Origin of the sequence: Olleya sp. R77988 (genome assembly GCF_044594215.1) — a bacterium.
Classification (GTDB): domain Bacteria; phylum Bacteroidota; class Bacteroidia; order Flavobacteriales; family Flavobacteriaceae; genus Olleya.
In genome coordinates, this window is the sequence record NZ_CP138988.1 from 876,268 (window position 1) to 896,953 (window position 20,686).

Here is a 20,686-nt window from a genome sequence, read left to right on the forward strand (position 1 = left end):
TTTAACAGCTTACAGGTATTTTATCAACTCGGTTTTGGTGACGTCCACCTTCAAATTTAGTCTCTAAAAAAGTATCAACCATTGCTATTGCTTGCTGCACAGCTGTGTAACGTGCAGGAATACAAATAATATTTGCATTATTATGTTGCCTTGTTAATGCAGTAATCTCTTTTGTCCAACAAATTCCTGCTCTAACTTTTTGATGTTTATTTGCTGTCATAGCAACACCATTAGCACTTCCACAAATTAAAATACCAAAATCTACTGTTTCATTTTCTACATCTGTAGCCACAGGATGTACAAAATCTGGATAATCTACACTATCATTTGCATCTGTACCGTAGTTATTAACAGTGTATCCTTTTGCTTCTAAATGTTTAACGATTGCAAATTTATAGTCTGTTCCTGCGTGATCATTACCTATTGCTATTTTCATTTAAAAAAGTATTTTAAATTTCTGCTTAAGCAAAAATATATTAGTGTATTGTTTATAACCTCAAAGTTAATAATTGATAACAACTATTAACAACTAATACTGTGTTACTTATTCATAAAAATTAATTTAGTCTTTGGTTTTAAAAATATAAGCTGATTAATGATTGTTAACTTCTCCTTGTTTAAATCTTTATTACTTGTTAATATCTTCTTATACTTTTTAAAAACTTTAATTAGGATTATCCAGTTAATTTTACAAACCAAAACGTAAACTTAACCACCAAAAAAGTTAACCCTTTTTTTTAGTTAAGTTGTCAGACAAAAAACTACACATACCAACACTAAAAAATAAAATACTTATTAAAAATTGATTGTTAACTTAGGTTATAAACAATTGTTAATAGTTAAACTAAACAAGCAGTAAATTAATGATTTAACTATTGTATAACCTGTTAATAGAAACAGAAAAGTAACCTACACAATCAAATACTTAAAAAGTTATACCGCTATTAACAAGCAATAATCATCATCAATTTTTTTTAAATTTTTAAAGAAAAAATAATAGTATATAATATAATTGTGGATAACTCTAGATTTTAAATTTAATAGTAGCTTAATATCTATTTAATATTAAAAACGTAGCTTTGTAAAAACTTAATAACCAGTCTTCTCCTTTTATTAAGTTGAAAACAGATGTCATTGCGAGCAAAGCGTGGCAATCTCTACAACAAATGAGATTCTTCGTTTCACTCTGAATGACACACAATAAGATTACAAATTAAATGACAAAAAAGAAACACAGGAAACCTTCAAATAATAAGATTTCCAACCTTACAAATACAATTCTTAGTATTTTAAAAAAAGAGAGAAACAAAAGTTTTAATTACAAACAAATTGCTGCTAAATTAGGAGTAAATGATGCTAGTAGTAGAAACCAGATTATAAAAAAATTAGCCCAACTTAAAGCTAAAGAAGAAATTATAGAAACCGATCGTGGTAAGTTTAAAGCGGTTGTTAATACAGAGTATCATACAGGAATTTTTGATGCTGCACAACGTGGTAACGGTTACGTTATTTGCGATGCTTTTGAAAACGATATTTACATTGCATCCAATAATGTTAATAAAGCACTTAATGGTGATGAGGTAGAATTATATGTTTATAAACGCAGAAAACAAGGTAAACTTGAAGGCGAAATAACCAATATTATAAAACGTGCTAAGACAGAATATGTTGGTATTATACAAATCCATGAAAAGAAAAACTTTGCTTTTGTAGTGGTTGATGGTAATAAAATGAAAACAGACATTTTTGTACCAATTAATAAAACAATGAGAGCTGAAGATGGTGACAAAGTTGTTGTTACTATGGAAGATTGGCCAGAAAAAGCGGATTCGCCAAATGGTCGTGTTATTAAAGTTTTAGGAAAAGCTGGCGAGCATAATACAGAAATACATTCTATACTAGCAGAATACGGTTTACCATATGAGTTTCCGCAAGAGGTTGAAGATTATGCAAACCAAATTGATTTAAAAATACAACCAGAAGAAATTGCAAAACGTCGTGATATGCGTAAAGATTTAACCTTTACTATAGATCCAAGAGATGCAAAAGATTTTGATGATGCCTTATCATTTACTGTTTTAGATAATGGGTTATATGAAATTGGTATTCATATAGCAGATGTATCACACTACCTTAAAGAAGGTACAGTTTTAGATGACGAAGCTTATGAGCGTGCAACATCTGTTTATTTAGTAGATCGTGTGGTACCAATGTTACCAGAAATATTATCTAATGGAGCGTGTTCTTTACGTCCACATGAAGAAAAATATACTTTTTCTGCAGTGTTTAAATTAAATGATAAAGCCGAAATTAAAGACCAATGGTTTGGTCGTACAGTAACTTATAGTGATACACGTTTTGCTTATGAAGAAGCACAAGCAATTATTGAAAACAATATAGGATTAAGTCCAGAAGATGTACTTAATAATACTAATAAAATAGACACTACAATTCCAGCAGAAGTTTCTTTAACAGATAAAGAATACCAAACAAGTGTCGAAGTTGCTCAAGCCACTTTAAAACTAGATGAATTAGCTAAAAAAATGCGTGCAAAACGTATGCGTGAAGGAGCAATTAGTTTTGATAAAGTAGAAGTTAAATTTAGTTTAGATGATAAAGCTAATCCAATAGGTGTACATTTTAAAACAAGTAAAGATGCTAATAAGTTAATTGAAGAGTTTATGCTTCTAGCTAATAAAAAAGTATCAGAATTTGTATCTAAAATGAAACCAGCTAGGACTTTTGTGTATCGTGTGCATGATCAACCAGACGAAAGTAAATTAGCATCCTTACAAGGTGTAGTGGCAAGATTTGGACATAAATTAAACTTTAATAGCGATAATGTTGCTGCGTCTTTAAATCAATTATTAATTGATGTTAAAGGTAAAAAAGAACAAAATTTAGTAGATACTTTAGCAATACGTACCATGTCTAAAGCAGAATATACCACAAAAAATATAGGACATTATGGTCTATCATTTGGAGATTATTCTCATTTTACATCTCCAATTAGACGTTATCCAGATGTTATGGCTCATAGACTTTTACAACGTTATTTAGATGGTGGTAAAAGTGCAAATGTAGAAGAATATGAAGAAAAATGTCAGCATTCTTCTAATAGAGAAAACTTAGCTACAAAAGCAGAACGTGATTCTATAAAGTACATGCAAATTAAGTTTATGCAAGATCATCAAGACGAAGAATTTGTTGGTGTCATTTCTGGTGCAACAGATTGGGGAATTTATGTCGAAATCATTTCAAACAAATGTGAAGGAATGGTAAGAATTAAAGATATAAAAGGCGATTATTTTGATTTTGATCAAGAGCAATATGCTGTAATAGGTCGTGATACAAAGGTAATGTACCAATTAGGAGATGAGGTTATTGTAAAAGTAAAACAAGCAGATCTTGTAAAACGTCACTTAGATTTTGAATTAATTGGTAAACATGAAGAGAAAACAGAATCTTAAACAGTTCTGTTAATTTTAGTGATAAAAAAAACAGCAAATTGCATCAAGTATTATTAATATTCTTGATGCAATTTTTTAATTAACTGTAACTTTTCTATAAATTTAACTACCAATAATTAAACAATAAACCATGATTTTAACCACAACAAACTCGATAGAAGGCTTCAGAATAATTGAATATAAAGGTATTGTTACAGGAAATTCTTTTGAAACAAAAACTAAATTTTCTTTTAAAACAGAAAAGAATAAAGCAATAATGGATGACGTAATTAATGAAGCTAAAGAAGTAGCTTTTCAAAAATTACAAACCAATGCAAGCAACTTAAATGCTAATGCAGTAGTTGGTATTAATGTAGATTTTGAAACCGTTAATGGATCTTACTTTTTTGTTTCAGTTACAGGAACAGCTGTAAGCGTTGCTACAGATAAGTAATTTTATTTATAACGTCAGTTCGAGTGATTTTCTTTTAAAAAAAGAAAATTGTATCGAGAACTTTTTTATAAAACTGTAACAATCCAAAAAAAGTAAACTCTTTATTACAACACAAACCTTTTTAAGATGAAAAATTTACTAGTTGCAGTTTTCTTTTTAAGTACTACTTTTTTAATGGCTCAAAATCCAAAAGATAAAAATGTAGGCGATTTTAATACAGTAAAAGTCTTTGATTTAATTAAAGTAAGCCTTGTAAAATCTGACGAAAATAAAGTTATAATTTCTGGAGAAGACGTTGATGATGTTGAGGTACTTATAAAAAATAATACTTTAAAAGTACGTATGAAACTAGATCGTAGTTTTGATGGTACCAAAACATTTGTTGCAGTACATTACACAGATTTAAAAACTATTGATGCTAATGAAGGTGCAATTATTATTGGTAATGAGTTGATAGAACAAGATACTATAGAGCTTCGCGCACAAGAAGGTGCTTCTATAATTGTAGGTTTAGACGTTGATACGGTTCAAATAAGAGCTGTTTCTGGCGGAATTATAGAAACTAGAGGTAAAGCTAACACTCAAAACATAACGCTTAATACAGGAGGTATTTATGAAGGTCGTGTGTTTGAAACTAAAAATACAACAGTAAAAATAAGAGCAGCTGGAGAAGCTGAGGTAAAAGCAAGTGGTACTGTAGATGCACGTATAACTGCTGGTGGAGATATTGATATCTACGGAAACCCTGAAACAGTTAATAAAAAACAAACTTTTGGTGGACGTATAGAAATTAAGGATAATTAATAAACCCTTACATTTAAAAAACTTTTAAAAGCTTCAAATTTAATTTGAGGCTTTTTTAATTTGTAGCAGTACTACTGTGTGTTAATTAAATATTTTCTTTACTTTGTAATTCACGCATTTAATCAACCCATGTTAGACGACATTCTTAAAGCTATTCCGCTAGGTATTATATTATCTTTTACCGTAGGTCCTGTTTTTTTCGTTTTATTAGAAACTAGTGCTACTAAAGGAGCTAGAAGTGCATTAATTTTTGATGCAGGAGTTATTTTAGCTGATATATTATTTATAGTTGTTGCTTATTTTAGTACAGAAAAATTAGTAGGTAAAATAGAAAATGATCCAAATTTTATCATTTTTGGAGGTGTATTATTAGCTATTTATGGGTTAATTTCATTTATAAAAACATCAAGATCTTTTCGTGCAATAGTAAAGGAATACCATAAAGTCGAAATCCAAAAAGATTACGGTAAATTATTTATAAAAGGCTTTTTACTTAATTTTATAAACATTGGTGTGTTATTAGGTTGGTTAGGTTTTATTGTCTTAGCAAATAAGGTTACAACCTCTCAAAACGGAGTTATTGTATTTATAACAACTATGTTAGTCGCTTACTTTGTCACAGATTTAGTAAAGATATTTGCTGCTAAACGTTTAAAAAACAAACTTACACCAAGACTTATTTTTAAAACTAAAAAAATAATAGCTTTAGTTATTTTAGGGTTTGGAATCCTATTACTTGCTCAAGGTTTTTTCCCTGAAGAAAAAGAAAGATTAAAAGAAAAACTAGAGCAGATTAATCCTTTATAACCTTATTGTATTTGTGAATACTATTCAACAAAAAAAGTTTAGTTTATTACTTCGTGTTTGTGTTTCGGTTGTATTGATTGGTGCATTATTTAAAATCATGCATTGGCCATACTCCAGTCCATTAATTATAACACCTATTATTGGTATTTTGATAGTTTATCCAATCCGCTTTTTTTTAAAGAGTAAAAAGGATAGTATGGATTATATTAAACTAGCAATGGTTATTCTGTGGTGTTTAATTTATGGAATAAGAGTATTTCATTTATATTCTCCACCAATAGTATTTAATATAATATTAGCACTATTGTTTGGTTGGTGGTTTATTAATCAAGGAACAGATTATATAACTATCAGAAAATTAAAAACTAATAAAACAGTACAATTTATGTATTATCTAGTTGTAGTTTTTAGTATTGCTTGTGTGTTTTTAGGAGCAATATTTAAAATACAACATTGGCCTTACAGTAATATTTTAATGACTTTAGGAATTATAAGTACTTCAATTTTAATAATTATTGATTATTTTGTTAGAGAATAATTATTAAAAATGCCAAAAATACAATACCATATTTACGTTATAGAGCTTAAAAAAAAGTGTTTACAGAAAACACTAAATTTAGAGCAGCTAACCCACAGTTTAATGGTGTGTTAGAGTGCTTATATGTTGGTATGACAAGCAAAACCCCTAAAGAACGTTTTTTACAACACAAAACAGGTTATAGAAATAAAAAAGGACATAAATTATCTTCAAACATTGTCCAAAAATATGGATCATATTTAAGACCAAGTCTTTACAACCATATTGGACCAATTACCACCAGAGCAGAAGCATTAAAAATGGAAGAAACTTTAGCTTTAGAGCTTAGGCGTAAGAGATATGCTGTTTGGTTTAATTAATAAATAAAAAACCTCCAACTTGCGTTGAAGGTTTTTTGAGGTGTCGAGCGGATTCGAACCGCTGTAGATGGTGTTGCAGACCACTGCCTAGCCACTCGGCCACGACACCCTTAATAGGACAGCAAATATAAAAATATTTACCGTTTTACGCTATTTCTGTTAGTTTTTTCTTTTTTGTGTTAATTCAATGGTAACCATCTGTACGTCACCACCAATTGGAGGATTAATTTTACTTACACCAATAGTAGCTAAAGTAATTAATGTGTCTTCCTTAAAAATACGATCTAAAATACGTTTAGCAACATGTTCTAAAAGCGCACTTGGTGTAGCCATTTCTTCAACTACAACTTTATTTAAAAACACGTAATCTACTGTGTGTTCTAATTTATCAGAGGTTGTACTTTTTTGTAAGTCTGCTTTTACCTTTAAATCTACTCTATAGTCGCTTCCTATAGCTGTTTCTTCTTTTAAGCAACCATGGTAAGCAGTTACACGTATATTTTCAAGTTTTATAATTCCCATTTGTGATAAATTTTGTGCAAAAATACTTAAAATAGTACTTTACTAAATTTTAAAGCTTGCTTAAATTCATTTAAACTAAAAAATAACTAATTTTACAGCTTATTATTAAATTGAATTAATAGCAATTATTCAATTAAAATAAAGTACAAAATTTATGTCTGAAGATAAAAAACCACTCAATTTTTTAGAGCAAATTATAGAAGAAGATTTAGCTAATGGTTTAGACCAAAGCAAGCTTAGGTTTAGGTTTCCTCCAGAACCAAATGGCTATTTACATATTGGACATACCAAAGCAATAGGTATTAGTTTTGGATTAGGCGAAAAATATAATGCTCCAGTAAACCTTAGATTTGATGATACAAATCCAGCAAAAGAGGAGCAGGAATATGTAGATGCAATTAAAGAAGATATTGCTTGGTTAGGATATAAATGGGCTAACGAATTATATTCCTCAGACTATTTTCAAATCTTATTTGATTGGGCTGTAAATATGATAAAAGAAGGTAAAGCGTATGTAGATTCGCAATCGTCTGAAGCTATGGCAGAACAAAAAGGAACACCAACACAACCAGGAGTTGATGGACCTAACAGAAATAGATCTGTCGAGGAAAACTTAGACCTTTTTATGCGTATGAAAAATGGCGAGTTTGAAGAAGGCTCACATATTTTACGTGCTAAAATAGACATGCAACACACTAATATGTTAATGCGTGATCCATTAATGTATCGTATTTTAAAGAAGGCACACCACAGAACAGGTAATGATTGGTGTATTTATCCAATGTATGACTGGACGCATGGAGAAAGCGATTATATCGAGCAAATATCACATAGTTTATGCTCTTTAGAATTTAATCCACATAGAGAGCTTTATAATTGGTTTAAGGAGCAGGTCTACGCTTACAGTAAAGACAAATATCCAATGCTACCTAAACAACGTGAATTTGCACGTTTAAACCTTAGTTATACTATCATGAGTAAGCGTAAGCTGCTTAAGTTGGTGGAAGATGGAGTAGTGTCTGGTTGGGATGATCCACGTATGCCAACCATTTCTGGTTTACGTCGTCGAGGTTATACTCCAACAGCAATTAGAAAATTTGTTGAGACAGCTGGAGTTGCAAAACGAGAAAACATTATTGATGTTGCTTTACTAGAATTTTGTATTCGTGAGGATTTAAATAAAAAAGCACCACGTGTTATGACTGTTTTAAATCCTTTAAAGGTTATAATTACTAATTACCCAGAAGATAAAGAAGAATGGTTTGAAGCAGAAAATAATCAAGAGGATGATTCTGCTGGTTTTAGAAAAGTTCCTTTTTCAAAAGAAATTTATATAGAAAAAGAAGACTTTAAAGAAGAAGCAAGCAGTAAGTTTTTTAGATTAAAATTAGGAGGAGAAGTACGACTTAAAAACGCTTATATTATTAAAGCAGATAGCGTTGTAAAAGATGCTAATGGTAATATCACAGAAGTACATTGTACGTATTCTGAAGACACAGAAAGACGCATAAAAGGAACCTTACATTGGGTTAGTATTAAACACGCTGTAAGAGCTGAGGTTAGAGAATATGATAGATTGTTTTTAGACGAAGCTCCTGATAGTCATGAGGACAAATCGTTTATGGATTTTATCAATCCAAACTCTTTAAAAACAATTGATGCGTTTGTAGAACCTAGTTTAACTGAAGCGAAAATAGGAGAGCAGTTTCAGTTTCAACGTTTAGGTTATTTTAATGTAGATAACGATTCTAAATCTGATGCTTTAGTATTTAACAAAACGGTTGGTTTACGTGATAGTTGGGCAAAACAAAAGCCAAAAACAGAGCAACAAAGCGTACAACAAAAACAATCACAACAAAATAATAGATCAGCAATCGATCAAATAAAATCTTATGGTAAAAAGTACGATAGGATGAAGGATGATCAAAGAGAAAAAGCTAAAGCCGAAATACAAGAACTTGCTAAATCTGTATCTTATGAAGATTTAGAAAGCTTATTTGGAACAGCAGTAAAAAAGGCTGGTACACGTATTATTACAATGATAAGTTTAGGTGTTTTATTAGACAATGGACTTAAAAAAAATGAGGCTATTAACGACTTTATAAATAAAGCATTAGAAGATAAAAACGATTTGTTAGTCTCTGAAGCTGAAGCAATTAAATAAAACATAATTAAACAATCTAAAAACCGTTAAGATTTTATTTAGCGGTTTTTTTGTACATTTAATGCTTACTAACTAAAACATTAAAATTATGGAATTTAATTATTTAGCAATTGCAGTAGCTGCAATTGTACCAATACTAATAGGTTTTGTTTGGTACAATCCTAAGACCTTTGGTACTGCTTGGATGCGTCATGCAGAAATGACTGAAGACAAAATGAAATCTGGTAATATGCCAGTTGTTTTTGGTATAACACTTTTATTGTCATTTGTTTTAGCTTTTTTTGTGCAAACATTAACTATACACCAAATGGGAGCAGTACAATTAGCTGGTGGTGATCCAGCATTAGCCAAACCGTCTTTAGCTGCTTTTATGGCAGATTATAAAGATGCTTTTAGAACTTTTAAACATGGTGCTTTACATGGTGTTTTAGCTGGTATTTTCTTGTTTTTTCCAGTAATTGCAATTAACGGATTGTTTGAGCGTAAAAGTTGGAAATATATTTTTATAAACTCAGGTTATTGGATAGTTTCATTAGCAGCAATGGGAGCAATAGTTTGCGGTTGGGTATAATTAAATGTAACTTTTAAAAAAAATAAAGACTGATAGGTTAACTTTCAGTCTTTTTTATTTGCGCTTTTGATAGATTTTAAAATATACAATTCTGTAAATCAATTACCTGATTCTTGGGATGATTTACACACCAATGATTTGTTTTTAAAAACACCGTTTTTAAAATCGCTAGAGCAGTCGTGTCCAAAAAACATCCACTCTAATTACATTGCTATTTTTAAAAAGGACGTATTAGTTGGTATAGCTATTATACAGCGTGTAGAAATGTATATTGAAGATGTATTCCGGAAAACTACAGATAACACTTTAAAACGCTTCGGAAAGGCTATAATAGCCAAAATAGTTAGAGGTAATGCTTTAATAGTTGGTAACTTAATGCACACAGGTCAACATGGTTTGTATTTTAATACCAAAAAAATAAATCAAACAGTTTTTTTAGACACTATTTTTAAAGTGATTGACACATTAACTATTCAAATTAAAAAAGAGTATAAAAAAAATATAAGAATAGTAGGTTTTAAAGATTATTTTGAATCAGATACCATAATTAAAAACGAAGCTATTTTTACTAATAATCACTTATACAAAGTACAGGTTCAGCCCAACATGATACTTCATATACCTAAAGAATGGAATACTTTTGATGACTATGTGTTTACACTTCGTAAAAAGTATAAACAACGTTATAAATCTGCTTTTAAAAAAGCAGTAGATATAACTAAAAAAGAATTAAGCTTAGAAGATATAGATTTGTTTTCGGCACAAATATATTCGCTATATAAAAATGTGTCTGATAACGCTAAGGTTAATTCGTTTGTATTACACGACAGGCATTTCTTTAGTTTAAAAAAACAATTAAAAGATAATTTTAAATTATTTGGGTATTATTTAAATGAAGAGTTGGTTGGGTTTTATACTTTAATTATAAATAATAATAAGCTAGAAACGTACTTTTTAGGCTATAACCCAGGGTTACAACACCAACATCAATTGTATTTAAATATGTTATACGATATGCTTAAATTTGGTATTGAAAACAAGCTTGAAACTGTTGTATATGCAAGAACTGCAATGGAAATAAAAAGCTCTGTTGGTGCTAAACCATTTACTATGTTTATTTATATGAAACACACCAATAATTTTATAGCCAATTCTGCTTTAAAATTTATTGTAAAAACCCTAAATCCAATAAAGGAATGGGTCGAAAGACATCCTTTTAAAGCATAAAAAAACCCCAACTAGTGTTGAGGTTTTTAAAAAAATATTAGAGATTAACTCTCTTTATTTTTCTTATTTAATTTAGCTTCTTTCATAGCCTCTCCAATTTCATTACTAGCTGCAAAACTTGCAACCATATCGTTAAGCATATTACTTCCTGCTTGTGGCGAATTAGGTAATAAAATTAAGTTACTATTAGTTTCGCTTCCAATTGCTTGTAACGTATCATAATGCTGTGTAACAACAATTAAAGCAGACGCTTCTTGACTGTTAATACCAACTTTATTTAATACTTCTACAGATTCTTCTAGTCCACGAGCAATTTCGCGTCTTTGATCAGCAATACCTTGACCTTGTAAGCGCTTGCTTTCTGCTTCAGCTTTTGCTTTTTCAACAATTAAAATACGTTGCGCATCTCCTTCATATTGAGCAGCAGTTTTTTCTCTGTCAGCTGCATTAATACGGTTCATAGCCTCTTTTACTTGAGCATCAGGATCAATATCTGTTACTAAGGTTTTGATAATATCATAACCATAATCAAGCATAGCTTCGTTAAGTTCAGACTTTACAGCAATTGCAATATCATCTTTCTTTAAAAAGACATCATCAAGAATCATTTTTGGCACTTCAGCACGTACAACATCAAATACATAAGATGTAATTTGATCGTGAGGATAATCTAATTTATAAAAAGCATCTTCAACTTTAAGCTTAATAACTTTGTATTGTACAGACACCTTTAGCCTTACAAAAACATCATCTTTAGTTTTTGTTTCAATTATAACATCTAGTTGTTGAATTTTAAGACTTAAACGTCCTGCAATTTTATCTATTAACGGGATTTTAAACTGTAATCCAGATTGACGTATACTTTGGAATCTACCAAAACGTTCTATAATAGCTGCGGTTTGTTGTTTAACAGTAAATATAGAAGAAACTAAAATAATTAGCCCTATAACAATTACTGCAATAAGAATTGGATTAATCATGTGATAATGGTTTTAAATGGTTACTTTATTTGATTTACTAAATTAAGTTATATTTGCGCAATATTCCCTTAAATTATTATGAAAAAACTTCAATATGCTTTATTAGTAGCTCTAACTATAGGTTTTGTTACAAAAAACTTTTCTCAACACACACGATATAAGATTCAAAACGGATTTGCTTTAGGTGGAGGAATCACACAATTTGATATCATAACAGATAATTTTGAAACCCAAAAAGGCGATGGTTGGATGGGTCATATGTCTGCTACTGTTGATATACCACAAAAATGGTATAACATTAGTTATGGTATGCAATTGTCTGAAAACACAATGAGTTTAAACGGATTAACATCTAGTCTATCCTCTACTATAGAACCTGTAGAATATAAAATTTTTGCAGCTCAAGTTGCTTTTTTATGGCACGCTAAACCTTTTGGATCATCACATTTTACAATAGATTTTGGTCCAATGTTACAATATAATAGTGATCTAGAATTAAATGATGATACCCAAGAAGATTTTATCCTTACAGATTTAGATACTGTTTTAGCAAAAGACGTTAAAGAGTTAAATAATTTTAATGTTAATGGAGTAGTAGGTGCAACTTTAGGCTTTGGGCATTTTAAAGTAAAAGCACAATACATCTATGGTTTTACCAATATTTTAGGCGCTTTAAATGATGCTGAATTTAACCAAACCTTAAACAAACAGTTTAAAGGAAACCAAAGCATGTTAGCTTTTACAGCAATGATTACTTTTTAATAACACATAAGCATAAAAAAAAAGCCATCTAATTTAGATGGCTTTTTTGTTTTATATAGTGTCTATAAGTTTTTTAATTCGTTTTATACTTTCGTTTTTACCTATCATAAACATGATGTCAAAAACATCAGGTCCTTGTAAAGCACCTACTAAAGCTAAGCGTAAAGGCATCATTACTTTTCCAAAACCTATTTCGTTTTTAGTAATCCAACCTTTTATTTCGGTTTGAAGCGTTTCTACTTCAAAATCAGTAATATTTGACACAACTGCTAATACATCAGTCATTATTGACTTAGTATCGTCTTTAAATGCTTTTTTAGAGGCTTTTTCATCATAACTTTCTGGAGCTGTAAAAAAGTAGTGACTTAAATCCCAAAAATCGTTTACAAACGTAGCACGTTCTTTAATTAAACCAACTACTAATGAGATATAGTTAACATCAATAGCTGCTAATTCTGTATGATTTTTTTGAAATGCCTCAGCTAAAGCATCATTAGATTGCTCTTGCATATAATGATGATTAAACCACTTGATTTTGTCTGGATCAAAACGCGCTCCTGCTTTATTTACTCTGTCTAAGTCAAAAGCAGCTATTAGTTCTTCTAAATTAAAAATTTCTTGCTCAGTTCCTGGATTCCATCCTAAAAAAGACAAGAAGTTAATAACTGCATCTGCAAAATAACCTTCTTCTTTATAACCTTTTGAGACGTCTCCATCAGGAGAAGTATACTCCAAAGGAAACACAGGAAACCCTAATTTATCTCCATCACGCTTGCTTAATTTTCCTTTTCCTGTTGGTTTTAAAATTAAAGGTAAGTGTGCAAATTCCGGAGACTCCCAACCAAATGCTTTGTATAATTGATAGTGTAATGCTAAACTTGGTAACCACTCTTCACCTCTAATAACATGCGATATTTCCATTAAATGGTCATCTACAATATTTGCTAAGTGGTAGGTTGGCATACCATCGCTTTTAAACAATACTTTATCGTCTAAAACATTTGTATCTATTTTAATATCTCCACGAATAATATCTTTTAAACGAAGTGTTTCGTCTTGAGGACTTTTAAATCTAATCACATAATCTTCACCTGAATCTAATTTTGCTTTTACAGCTTCCGCAGAAAGCGATAACGAGTTATTTAATTCTAAACGGTTGTGCCAATTATAGATAAAAGTTTCTTTATTAGCTTCGTGTTCTTTTCTTTTGGTGTTTAATTCATCTGCAGTATCAAAAGCATAATAAGCGTTTCCGCTAGTTATTAATTGGTCTGCGTATTGTTTGTATAAATCCTTACGTTCGCTTTGTCTGTATGGTCCAAATGTTTCGTTTTTACCTGGTCCTTCATCAAAAGGGATATTACACCAGTTTAACGAATCTATAATATATTGTTCCGCACCTTCTACATAACGATTTTGGTCAGTATCTTCAATACGTAACACAAAAGTTCCGTTGTATTTTTTAGCAAATAAATAGTTAAAAAGTGCTGTACGCACGCCTCCAATATGTAAAGGTCCTGTTGGGCTTGGTGCAAAACGCACTCTGACTTGTTTTGACATGTTGTTTTGTTTGTGGTTGCAAAGATAGAATAGAGTAGAGGAAAGAGCAAAGAAAATGTAACAAACAAACATTTTATAATGTTGCCTAATTTCCGCGAAAGCGAAAACCTTTAACAACAACTTACAATTCTAAATATATAAGTGTAAAAATAAAACTGTATTTTAGTCCGTTAAATAACATAATACTTGAATAACTTTAATACCATACAATCCAAACTAGAACAGTTTATTAGAAAATATTACACTAATGAGCTTATAAAAGGTGCTATCCTATTTTTTAGCATTGGCTTGTTATATTTTATTTTCACCTTATTAATCGAGCATTTTTTATGGTTAAACTCTATAGCAAGAACTATTTTATTTTGGTTGTTTATTGTTGTAGAATTAGCATTATTTATAAAGTTTATAGCGTTACCAATAGCAAAACTATTTAAGCTTCAAAAAGGGATTGATTATAAAAAAGCATCTGCAATTATTGGTAATCATTTTCCAGAGGTTAATGATAAATTAATCAATGTTTTACAGTTAAAAGAAGACAATAGTCAGTCAGAATTATTACTTGCAAGTATCGATCAAAAAGCGGAAGAGCTAAGTCCAATTCCGTTTAAAAGCGCAATTAATTTTAAGAAAAACACCAAGTATTTAAAATATGCAGCTATTCCAATTGCTATATTATTGATTTCGGCAATTTTTGGTAAATTAAACTGGTTTAGTGATAGTTATCAGCGTGTTGTAAATTACCAAACTGCTTATGAACCTCCAGCTCCTTTTCAGTTTTTTGTATTGAATGACGTTTTGCAAACAGTTGAAAACAAAGAGTTTAGATTATTAGTGTCTACTCAAGGAGACGTTATTCCAGAAGACGCACAAATAACATTTAATAACGAAACCTATTTTTTACAGCAACACGGAAACGGAAGTTTTGAGTACGTTTTTGAGCAACCAAAACAAGACCTTAGCTTTAATTTATCTGCAAATGGTATTACCTCAAAACCTTATACTTTAAAAGTAGTTGAGGTGCCAACGTTATTAAGTTTTAATATGGTGCTTAACTACCCAAATTATACTAATAAGCGCAATGAAATTTTAAAAGGTATTGGTAATGCAATTGTACCACAAGGCACGCGTGTGACATGGCAACTTAAAACTAAAGCAACCGAAAATGTAGATTTAATTAGTGTAGATACTTTAGGGTTTTCTACTGATAAAACAGGAGTTTTTGAAGCCTCTAAAAACATCTATAATAATTTTGATTACAACATTAGTACAAGCAATAAAAACTTAAAAAACTACGAGAATTTAGCCTATAGTATTCAGGTTATTAAGGATCAGCATCCAGAATTAAAGATAGAAGCTAAAATAGATAGTTTAGATCAGCAAACACTTTATTTTAAAGGACAAGTAAGTGATGATTATGGTTTAAACAAATTACAATTGGTGTATTATCCTAACGGAAATGAAGCCAGTAAGAAAAGCCAAAACATAGCTATTTCAAAATCTAATTTTGACCAATTTATTAGTGCTTTTCCAAACAATTTAACAATTGAAGATGGCGTGCCTTACGATTTGTATTTTGAAGTGTTTGATAACGATGCGGTAAATAAAAATAAGAGTACAAAAAGTCAAGTATTTAATTACAGAAAACGAACACAAGACGAAGAAGAGCAGAAGCAATTACAAGAACAAAACGAAACTATTCAGGATTTAAACAAGTCTTTAGAAAAGTTTGACAAGCAACAAAAAGAGCTTCAAGAATTATCTAAAACACAAAAAGAAAAAGCAGAACTAAACTTTAACGATAAAAAGAAGTTTGAAAATTTCCTTAAACGTCAGAAGCAGCAAGAGCAGATGATGAAGCAATTCAATAAAAAATTAAAGGATAATTTAAACAAATTTCAAAAAGATAAAAAAGAAGAGGATCAATTTAAAGAAGATTTAAAAGAGCGTTTAAAGGATAATGAAGAACAGCTTAAAAAAGACGAAAAACTGCTTGAAGAATTAGAAAAGCTAAAGGACAAATTTAGCAAAGAAGAGTTTTCAGAAAAATTGGATAATCTAGCAAAAAAAGCTAAAAGCCAGAAGCGTAGTTTGGAGCAGTTAGTAGAGCTTACTAAACGTTATTACGTCACCAAGAAAATGGAAAAAATAGGTGACGAGTTGGATAAATTAGCAAAAGAGCAAGATAAATTATCAAACGAAAAAGAAGAAGAAAACACTAAAGATAGACAGGATGAGATTAACGATAAGTTTGAAGACATCCAAAAACAATTAGAAGATTTAGAAAAAGATAATAAGGAGCTAAAAAGTCCAATGGATGTACCTCGTGATAAAAACACAGAAGAGGATATTAAAAAAGACCAACAAGAAGCAAGTGACGATCTTCAAGACAAGCAAGAGTCGCAAGACCAAAAACAAAAACAAGAAAAGCAACAATCTGCAAAACAAAAACAAAAAAGCGCTGCTCAGAAAATGAAAAAAATGAGCATGAAAATGCAGATGCAAATGGGAGCTTCTGGACAGAAGCAATTAGAAGAAGATATAGAGATGTTACGTCAAATTTTAGATAACCTTGTTGTGTTTTCTTTTGACGAAGAATCGTTAATGAACCAATTTAAAAGTATAGAAATTAATCATAATGAGTATGCAACACATCTTAAAAAACAAAAAGAATTACGCACACATTTTGAGCACGTAGACGATAGTTTGTTTGCAATCTCATTACGTCAACCTATGTTTTCAGAAAACATAAATAGAGAAATAAACGAAGTGTATTTTAATATCGATAAGTCTTTAGCACAATTATCAGAAAACATGTTATATCAAGGTGTTGCATCACAGCAATACGCCTTAACATCAGCAAATAATTTAGCAGATTTTTTAAGTGGAGCATTAGATAATATGCAAATGCAAATGGGAATGCCATCTCCTGGTCAAGGAGAAGGAGGTATGCCTCTTCCAGATATTATTATTAGTCAAGAAGAACTGTCTAAAAAAATGGAAGATGCCATGAAAAAAGGGAAGGAAGGCAAAGAAGGACAGAAAGGAGAAAAAGAAGGTGAAGGTGAAAAAGGTGACAAGGGAGAAAAAGAAGGAAATGAAGGAAAAGATGGTAAGAAAGGAAAAGGAGAAAAAGGCAAAGGTGAGGGAGAGGGTCAAGGAGGTGACCAAAAAGGACAAGGACAAGATGGTTTTAACGAAGATGTAAATGGTGAGCTGTTTAAAATTTATCAAGAACAACAAATGCTTAGACAAGCTTTAGAAGAACGATTAGATAAAGAAGGTTTAGGAGAAAATGGAGACGCAAAACAACTTTTAAAAGATATGGAAGAAGTTGAGTTGGATTTAATTAATAAAGGGTTTACCAATGAAACTTTAAGCAAAATGATGAACCTACAACATCAATTACTAAAGCTAGAAAACGCTGCTTTACAACAAGGTCAAGAACAAAAAAGACAATCTGAAACAAATAAAGCAGAATTTAAAAACACTACAATTAACCAAGTTGATAAAGCAAAACAATATTTTAATACTACAGAAATATTGAATAAGCAAACCTTACCTTTGCAGCAAATTTATAAGCAAAAAGCGCAACACTATTTCAAACAAAAAAATGATTAGCTTTAATTACGAAACAGATTTTAAGCTTCTAGATGAGCCTAAAATATCATCATGGATATCAACTATAATTAAAAACGAAAACTGTAAAGAAGACGAGATTAATTATGTGTTTTGTAATGATGACTATTTACATAAACTTAATGTTGAGTTTTTGCAACATGACACACTAACTGATATAATTAGTTTTGATTACTCTATAGGAAAAACCCTACAAGGAGATATATTTATTTCTGTAGAAAGAGTAGTCGATAATGCAAAAGATTTTAAAGTGGAGTTTGAAACAGAATTACGTCGCGTTATCATTCATGGTATCTTACATTATTGTGGATACAAAGATAAAACAGATGATGATGCTAAGCTAATGCGAGGCAAAGAAAACGAGGCTTTAAGCGTCTTAAAAAGCATGTTATAGTTTGTTGTATATTTGCGTGCTAAAATTATAATAAACGTTCCACGTGGAACAATCAAAATCTTGCTTAAGCAAGAACCTATATAAATATAAATTATGTTTAACGAAGTTTACGATGTTATAGTTGTAGGTGCTGGTCACGCAGGAAGCGAAGCTGCTTCTTCTGCTGCTAATATGGGAAGCAAAACGCTACTAATCACCATGAATTTACAAAACATTGCACAAATGTCTTGCAATCCTGCTATGGGTGGAATTGCCAAAGGGCAGATTGTAAGAGAGATTGATGCGCTTGGTGGTTATTCTGGAATTGTTAGTGATACATCTGCTATCCAATTTAAGATGCTTAACAAATCTAAAGGACCTGCAATGTGGAGTCCAAGAGTCCAAAGTGACAGGATGCGTTTTGCAGAGGATTGGCGTATGCTTTTAGAGCAAACAAAAAATCTTGATTTTTATCAAGAAATGGTGTCTGGTTTAATTGTAGAAAACGGAAAAGTTTGTGGTGTTACAACATCTCTTGGTGTTAAAATAAAAGCCAAAACAGTCGTATTAACTAACGGAACATTTTTAAATGGATTAATACATATAGGAGATAAAAACTTTGGTGGAGGAAGAGCAGGAGAAAGAGCTGCAACAGGAATTACAGAACAGTTAATAGAATTAGGCTTTGAATCTGGAAGAATGAAAACAGGAACACCTCCAAGGGTAGATGGACGATCGTTAGATTTTTCTAAAATGAGTGAACAACCTGGAGATGTTAATCCAGACAAGTTCTCTTATTTAGACATTACTAAACCATTAACAAAACAACGTTCGTGTCACATGTCATATACAAGTGAAAAGGTTCATGATTTACTACGTGAAGGCTTTGATCGTTCTCCAATGTTTAATGGTCGTATTAAAAGTTTAGGACCAAGATATTGCCCATCTATTGAAGATAAAATAAATCGTTTTGCAGATAAAGATAGACATCAATTATTTGTCGAACCAGAAGGTTGGAATACTGTAGAATATTATATTAATGGTTTCTCAACATCTCTACCTGAAGATGTTCAATTTAAAGCATTACGATCTGTAGTTGGTTTTGAAAACGTTAAGTTTTTTAGACCAGGTTATGCTATCGAGTATGACTACTTTCCACCTACACAGTTAAAGCATACTTTAGAAACTAAGTTGGTTGATGGGTTGTTTTTTGCTGGTCAAATTAACGGAACAACTGGATATGAAGAAGCTGCTTCTCAAGGTTTAATGGCAGGTATAAATGCTGCTTTAAAAGTGCAAGAGCGAGACCCTTTTATTTTAAAAAGAGATGAGGCATATATAGGTGTTCTGGTTGATGATCTGATTACAAAAGGCACAGAAGAGCCATATCGTATGTTTACTTCAAGAGCAGAATACAGAACATTATTACGTCAAGATAATGCAGATATTAGATTAACTCCAAAAGGTTTTAATCTTGGTTTAGCTTCAGAAAAGCGTTTAAAAAGAATGGAGGAAAAGCACAATGCGGCAGAAAAATTTGTACAATTTTTTAGAGATACAAGTGTTACTCCAGCAGAAATAAATCCAACTTTAGAAGCTAAAAATTCAGCAGCAATTAGACAACAAGACAAGATGTTTAAAATGTTTGCAAGACCAAACATTGACATCGAAGACATGAAACAAGTGGCTTCAGTTTCAGCCTACATTAATGATAATAATTTAGATAAAGAGATTATTGAACAAACAGAAATACAAGTTAAATATTCTGGATACATTGCTAAAGAAAAGAACAACGCTGACAAATTAACACGTTTAGAAAATATAAAAATTCCAGCTAATTTTGATTATTCAAAATTACAATCAATGAGTTTAGAGGCTAGAGAAAAGCTAAAAAAAATACAACCAGTAACCATTTCTCAAGCGTCAAGAATTAGTGGTGTTTCTCCTGCAGATATTTCTGTATTATTGGTTTATATGGGACGATAATGAAGCGAGTTATTTTAAAACAATTTATCCCGTTTAGACAAAAGTTAGTAGTTGTTACTGGTTTGTTTTTTATAGGGACTTTGTTAAATGATAAGTATAATGAATTTTTAGGGGTGCTCTTTTATGTACTAGGTATTCTCTTCTTTTTTGTTAATTATAACCTTGTCATAACAAAGGGGTTTTTAAATTATTATCAATTCAGAATATTCAACATTTCCCTTTTTAAAATAAAAAAAGAATTGTTATTTCCAGATTATGTTTCGTTGTTTAATCAGTCATTCGTTCAGTCAAATCATGTTGGTTTTTCACCAGATATTCTAGGCGATAGTAAGTATAGATTATATACTATAAAGTTTTTTAAAGGTCATAAAAACGAGATTTTGTTTACTTCAAAAAACAGAGTTGAAGTGGTCAAACTAGGAACACAATTATCTACAATGTTTAATGTGGAATTGCATAACACTTTAAAATAGTTCCACGTGGAACGTTTGTTT

The 20,686-nt window shown here is 30.7% G+C and carries 17 protein-coding genes, 1 tRNA gene and 1 pseudogene; 14 read left to right on the forward strand and 5 right to left on the reverse strand.

All coding sequences use genetic code 11. From position 1 onward, the window contains the following. Position 1 precedes the first annotated feature (1 nt). Entirely contained in the window at positions 2-436 is a 435-nt protein-coding gene (rpiB, locus tag SJY17_RS03865) for a ribose 5-phosphate isomerase B (RefSeq protein ID WP_397364156.1), read from the reverse strand. 781 nt (positions 437-1,217) lie between these two features. Here rpiB and SJY17_RS03870 point away from each other — a divergent pair. The 6 genes and pseudogenes from SJY17_RS03870 (at position 1,218) to SJY17_RS03895 (ending at position 6,411) form a co-directional block, all read left to right on the forward strand. Next, on the forward strand, positions 1,218-3,470 hold the full coding sequence (locus SJY17_RS03870; protein WP_397364157.1) for a ribonuclease R family protein: 2,253 nt from the start codon (positions 1,218-1,220) through the stop codon (positions 3,468-3,470). Positions 3,471-3,600: 130 nt separating this feature from the next. Then, positions 3,601-3,903 (forward strand): YbjQ family protein, encoded by a 303-nt coding sequence (locus tag SJY17_RS03875; RefSeq protein WP_397364158.1) that lies wholly within the window; start codon positions 3,601-3,603, stop codon positions 3,901-3,903. Positions 3,904-4,029: 126 nt separating this feature from the next. Beyond that, positions 4,030-4,707 (forward strand): head GIN domain-containing protein, encoded by a 678-nt coding sequence (locus SJY17_RS03880; protein ID WP_397364159.1) that lies wholly within the window; start codon positions 4,030-4,032, stop codon positions 4,705-4,707. A gap of 129 nt (positions 4,708-4,836) precedes the next feature. After that, positions 4,837-5,514: a LysE family translocator gene (locus SJY17_RS03885; RefSeq protein WP_397364160.1), complete on the forward strand. Its 678-nt coding sequence runs from the start codon at positions 4,837-4,839 to the stop codon at positions 5,512-5,514. Positions 5,515-5,527: 13 nt separating this feature from the next. Continuing rightward, complete coding sequence (locus tag SJY17_RS03890) at positions 5,528-6,052, forward strand: hypothetical protein (RefSeq protein WP_397364161.1); 525 nt, start codon at positions 5,528-5,530, stop codon at positions 6,050-6,052. 9 nt (positions 6,053-6,061) lie between these two features. Next, positions 6,062-6,411, forward strand: a pseudogene (locus SJY17_RS03895) (ribose-5-phosphate isomerase). A 38-nt stretch (positions 6,412-6,449) separates the two neighbouring features. On the opposite strand, the gene SJY17_RS03900 reads toward SJY17_RS03895, so the two are convergent. Together SJY17_RS03900 and folB are read right to left on the reverse strand one after the other, a co-directional pair. Beyond that, positions 6,450-6,520 (reverse strand) — tRNA-Cys (locus SJY17_RS03900). A 50-nt stretch (positions 6,521-6,570) separates the two neighbouring features. Then, positions 6,571-6,933: a dihydroneopterin aldolase gene (gene folB, locus SJY17_RS03905; RefSeq protein WP_397364162.1), complete on the reverse strand. Its 363-nt coding sequence runs from the start codon at positions 6,931-6,933 to the stop codon at positions 6,571-6,573. 154 nt (positions 6,934-7,087) lie between these two features. Between folB and SJY17_RS03910 the strand changes: the two genes are divergently transcribed. The 3 genes from SJY17_RS03910 (at position 7,088) to SJY17_RS03920 (ending at position 10,895) form a co-directional block, all read left to right on the forward strand. Then, the gene (locus SJY17_RS03910) at positions 7,088-9,097 is read left to right on the forward strand and encodes a glutamine--tRNA ligase/YqeY domain fusion protein (protein WP_397364163.1); all 2,010 of its coding nucleotides are present in this window, start codon (positions 7,088-7,090) and stop codon (positions 9,095-9,097) included. Between the two features lie 88 nt (positions 9,098-9,185). Further along, entirely contained in the window at positions 9,186-9,668 is a 483-nt protein-coding gene (locus tag SJY17_RS03915) for a DUF1761 domain-containing protein (protein WP_397364164.1), read from the forward strand. 66 nt (positions 9,669-9,734) lie between these two features. Next, positions 9,735-10,895, forward strand: a complete 1,161-nt coding sequence (locus SJY17_RS03920) for a GNAT family N-acetyltransferase (protein ID WP_397364165.1) — start codon at positions 9,735-9,737, stop codon at positions 10,893-10,895. 44 nt (positions 10,896-10,939) lie between these two features. On the opposite strand, the gene SJY17_RS03925 is transcribed toward SJY17_RS03920, so the two are convergent. Next, positions 10,940-11,875, reverse strand: coding sequence for an SPFH domain-containing protein (locus SJY17_RS03925; protein ID WP_397364166.1), 936 nt, complete (start codon positions 11,873-11,875; stop codon positions 10,940-10,942). A 78-nt stretch (positions 11,876-11,953) separates the two neighbouring features. On the opposite strand from SJY17_RS03925, the gene SJY17_RS03930 reads away from it, so the two are divergent. Then, a complete protein-coding gene (locus SJY17_RS03930) occupies positions 11,954-12,637 on the forward strand; it encodes a hypothetical protein (protein ID WP_397364167.1) in 684 nt (227 codons plus the stop codon). Positions 12,638-12,688: 51 nt separating this feature from the next. Here SJY17_RS03930 and gltX read toward each other — a convergent pair whose 3' ends face one another. Then, on the reverse strand, positions 12,689-14,197 hold the full coding sequence (gene gltX, locus SJY17_RS03935; protein WP_397364168.1) for a glutamate--tRNA ligase: 1,509 nt from the start codon (positions 14,195-14,197) through the stop codon (positions 12,689-12,691). A 186-nt stretch (positions 14,198-14,383) separates the two neighbouring features. Here gltX and SJY17_RS03940 point away from each other — a divergent pair, with 186 nt between their 5' ends. The 4 genes from SJY17_RS03940 (at position 14,384) to SJY17_RS03955 (ending at position 20,665) form a co-directional block, all read left to right on the forward strand. Beyond that, positions 14,384-17,815 carry a DUF4175 family protein gene (locus tag SJY17_RS03940; RefSeq protein ID WP_397364169.1) on the forward strand — a complete coding sequence of 1,144 codons (3,432 nt, stop codon included), beginning with the start codon at positions 14,384-14,386 and terminating at the stop codon, positions 17,813-17,815. Further along, positions 17,808-18,227, forward strand: a complete 420-nt coding sequence (gene ybeY, locus SJY17_RS03945; protein WP_397364170.1) for an rRNA maturation RNase YbeY — start codon at positions 17,808-17,810, stop codon at positions 18,225-18,227. The genes SJY17_RS03940 and ybeY overlap by 8 nt, the downstream gene beginning before the upstream one ends. A 93-nt stretch (positions 18,228-18,320) precedes the next feature. After that, positions 18,321-20,192 (forward strand): tRNA uridine-5-carboxymethylaminomethyl(34) synthesis enzyme MnmG, encoded by a 1,872-nt coding sequence (mnmG, locus tag SJY17_RS03950; protein ID WP_397364171.1) that lies wholly within the window; start codon positions 18,321-18,323, stop codon positions 20,190-20,192. Continuing rightward, positions 20,192-20,665 (forward strand): hypothetical protein, encoded by a 474-nt coding sequence (locus SJY17_RS03955; RefSeq protein WP_397364172.1) that lies wholly within the window; start codon positions 20,192-20,194, stop codon positions 20,663-20,665. Before mnmG ends, SJY17_RS03955 begins: the two co-directional genes overlap by 1 nt. Positions 20,666-20,686: the final 21 nt, after the last annotated feature.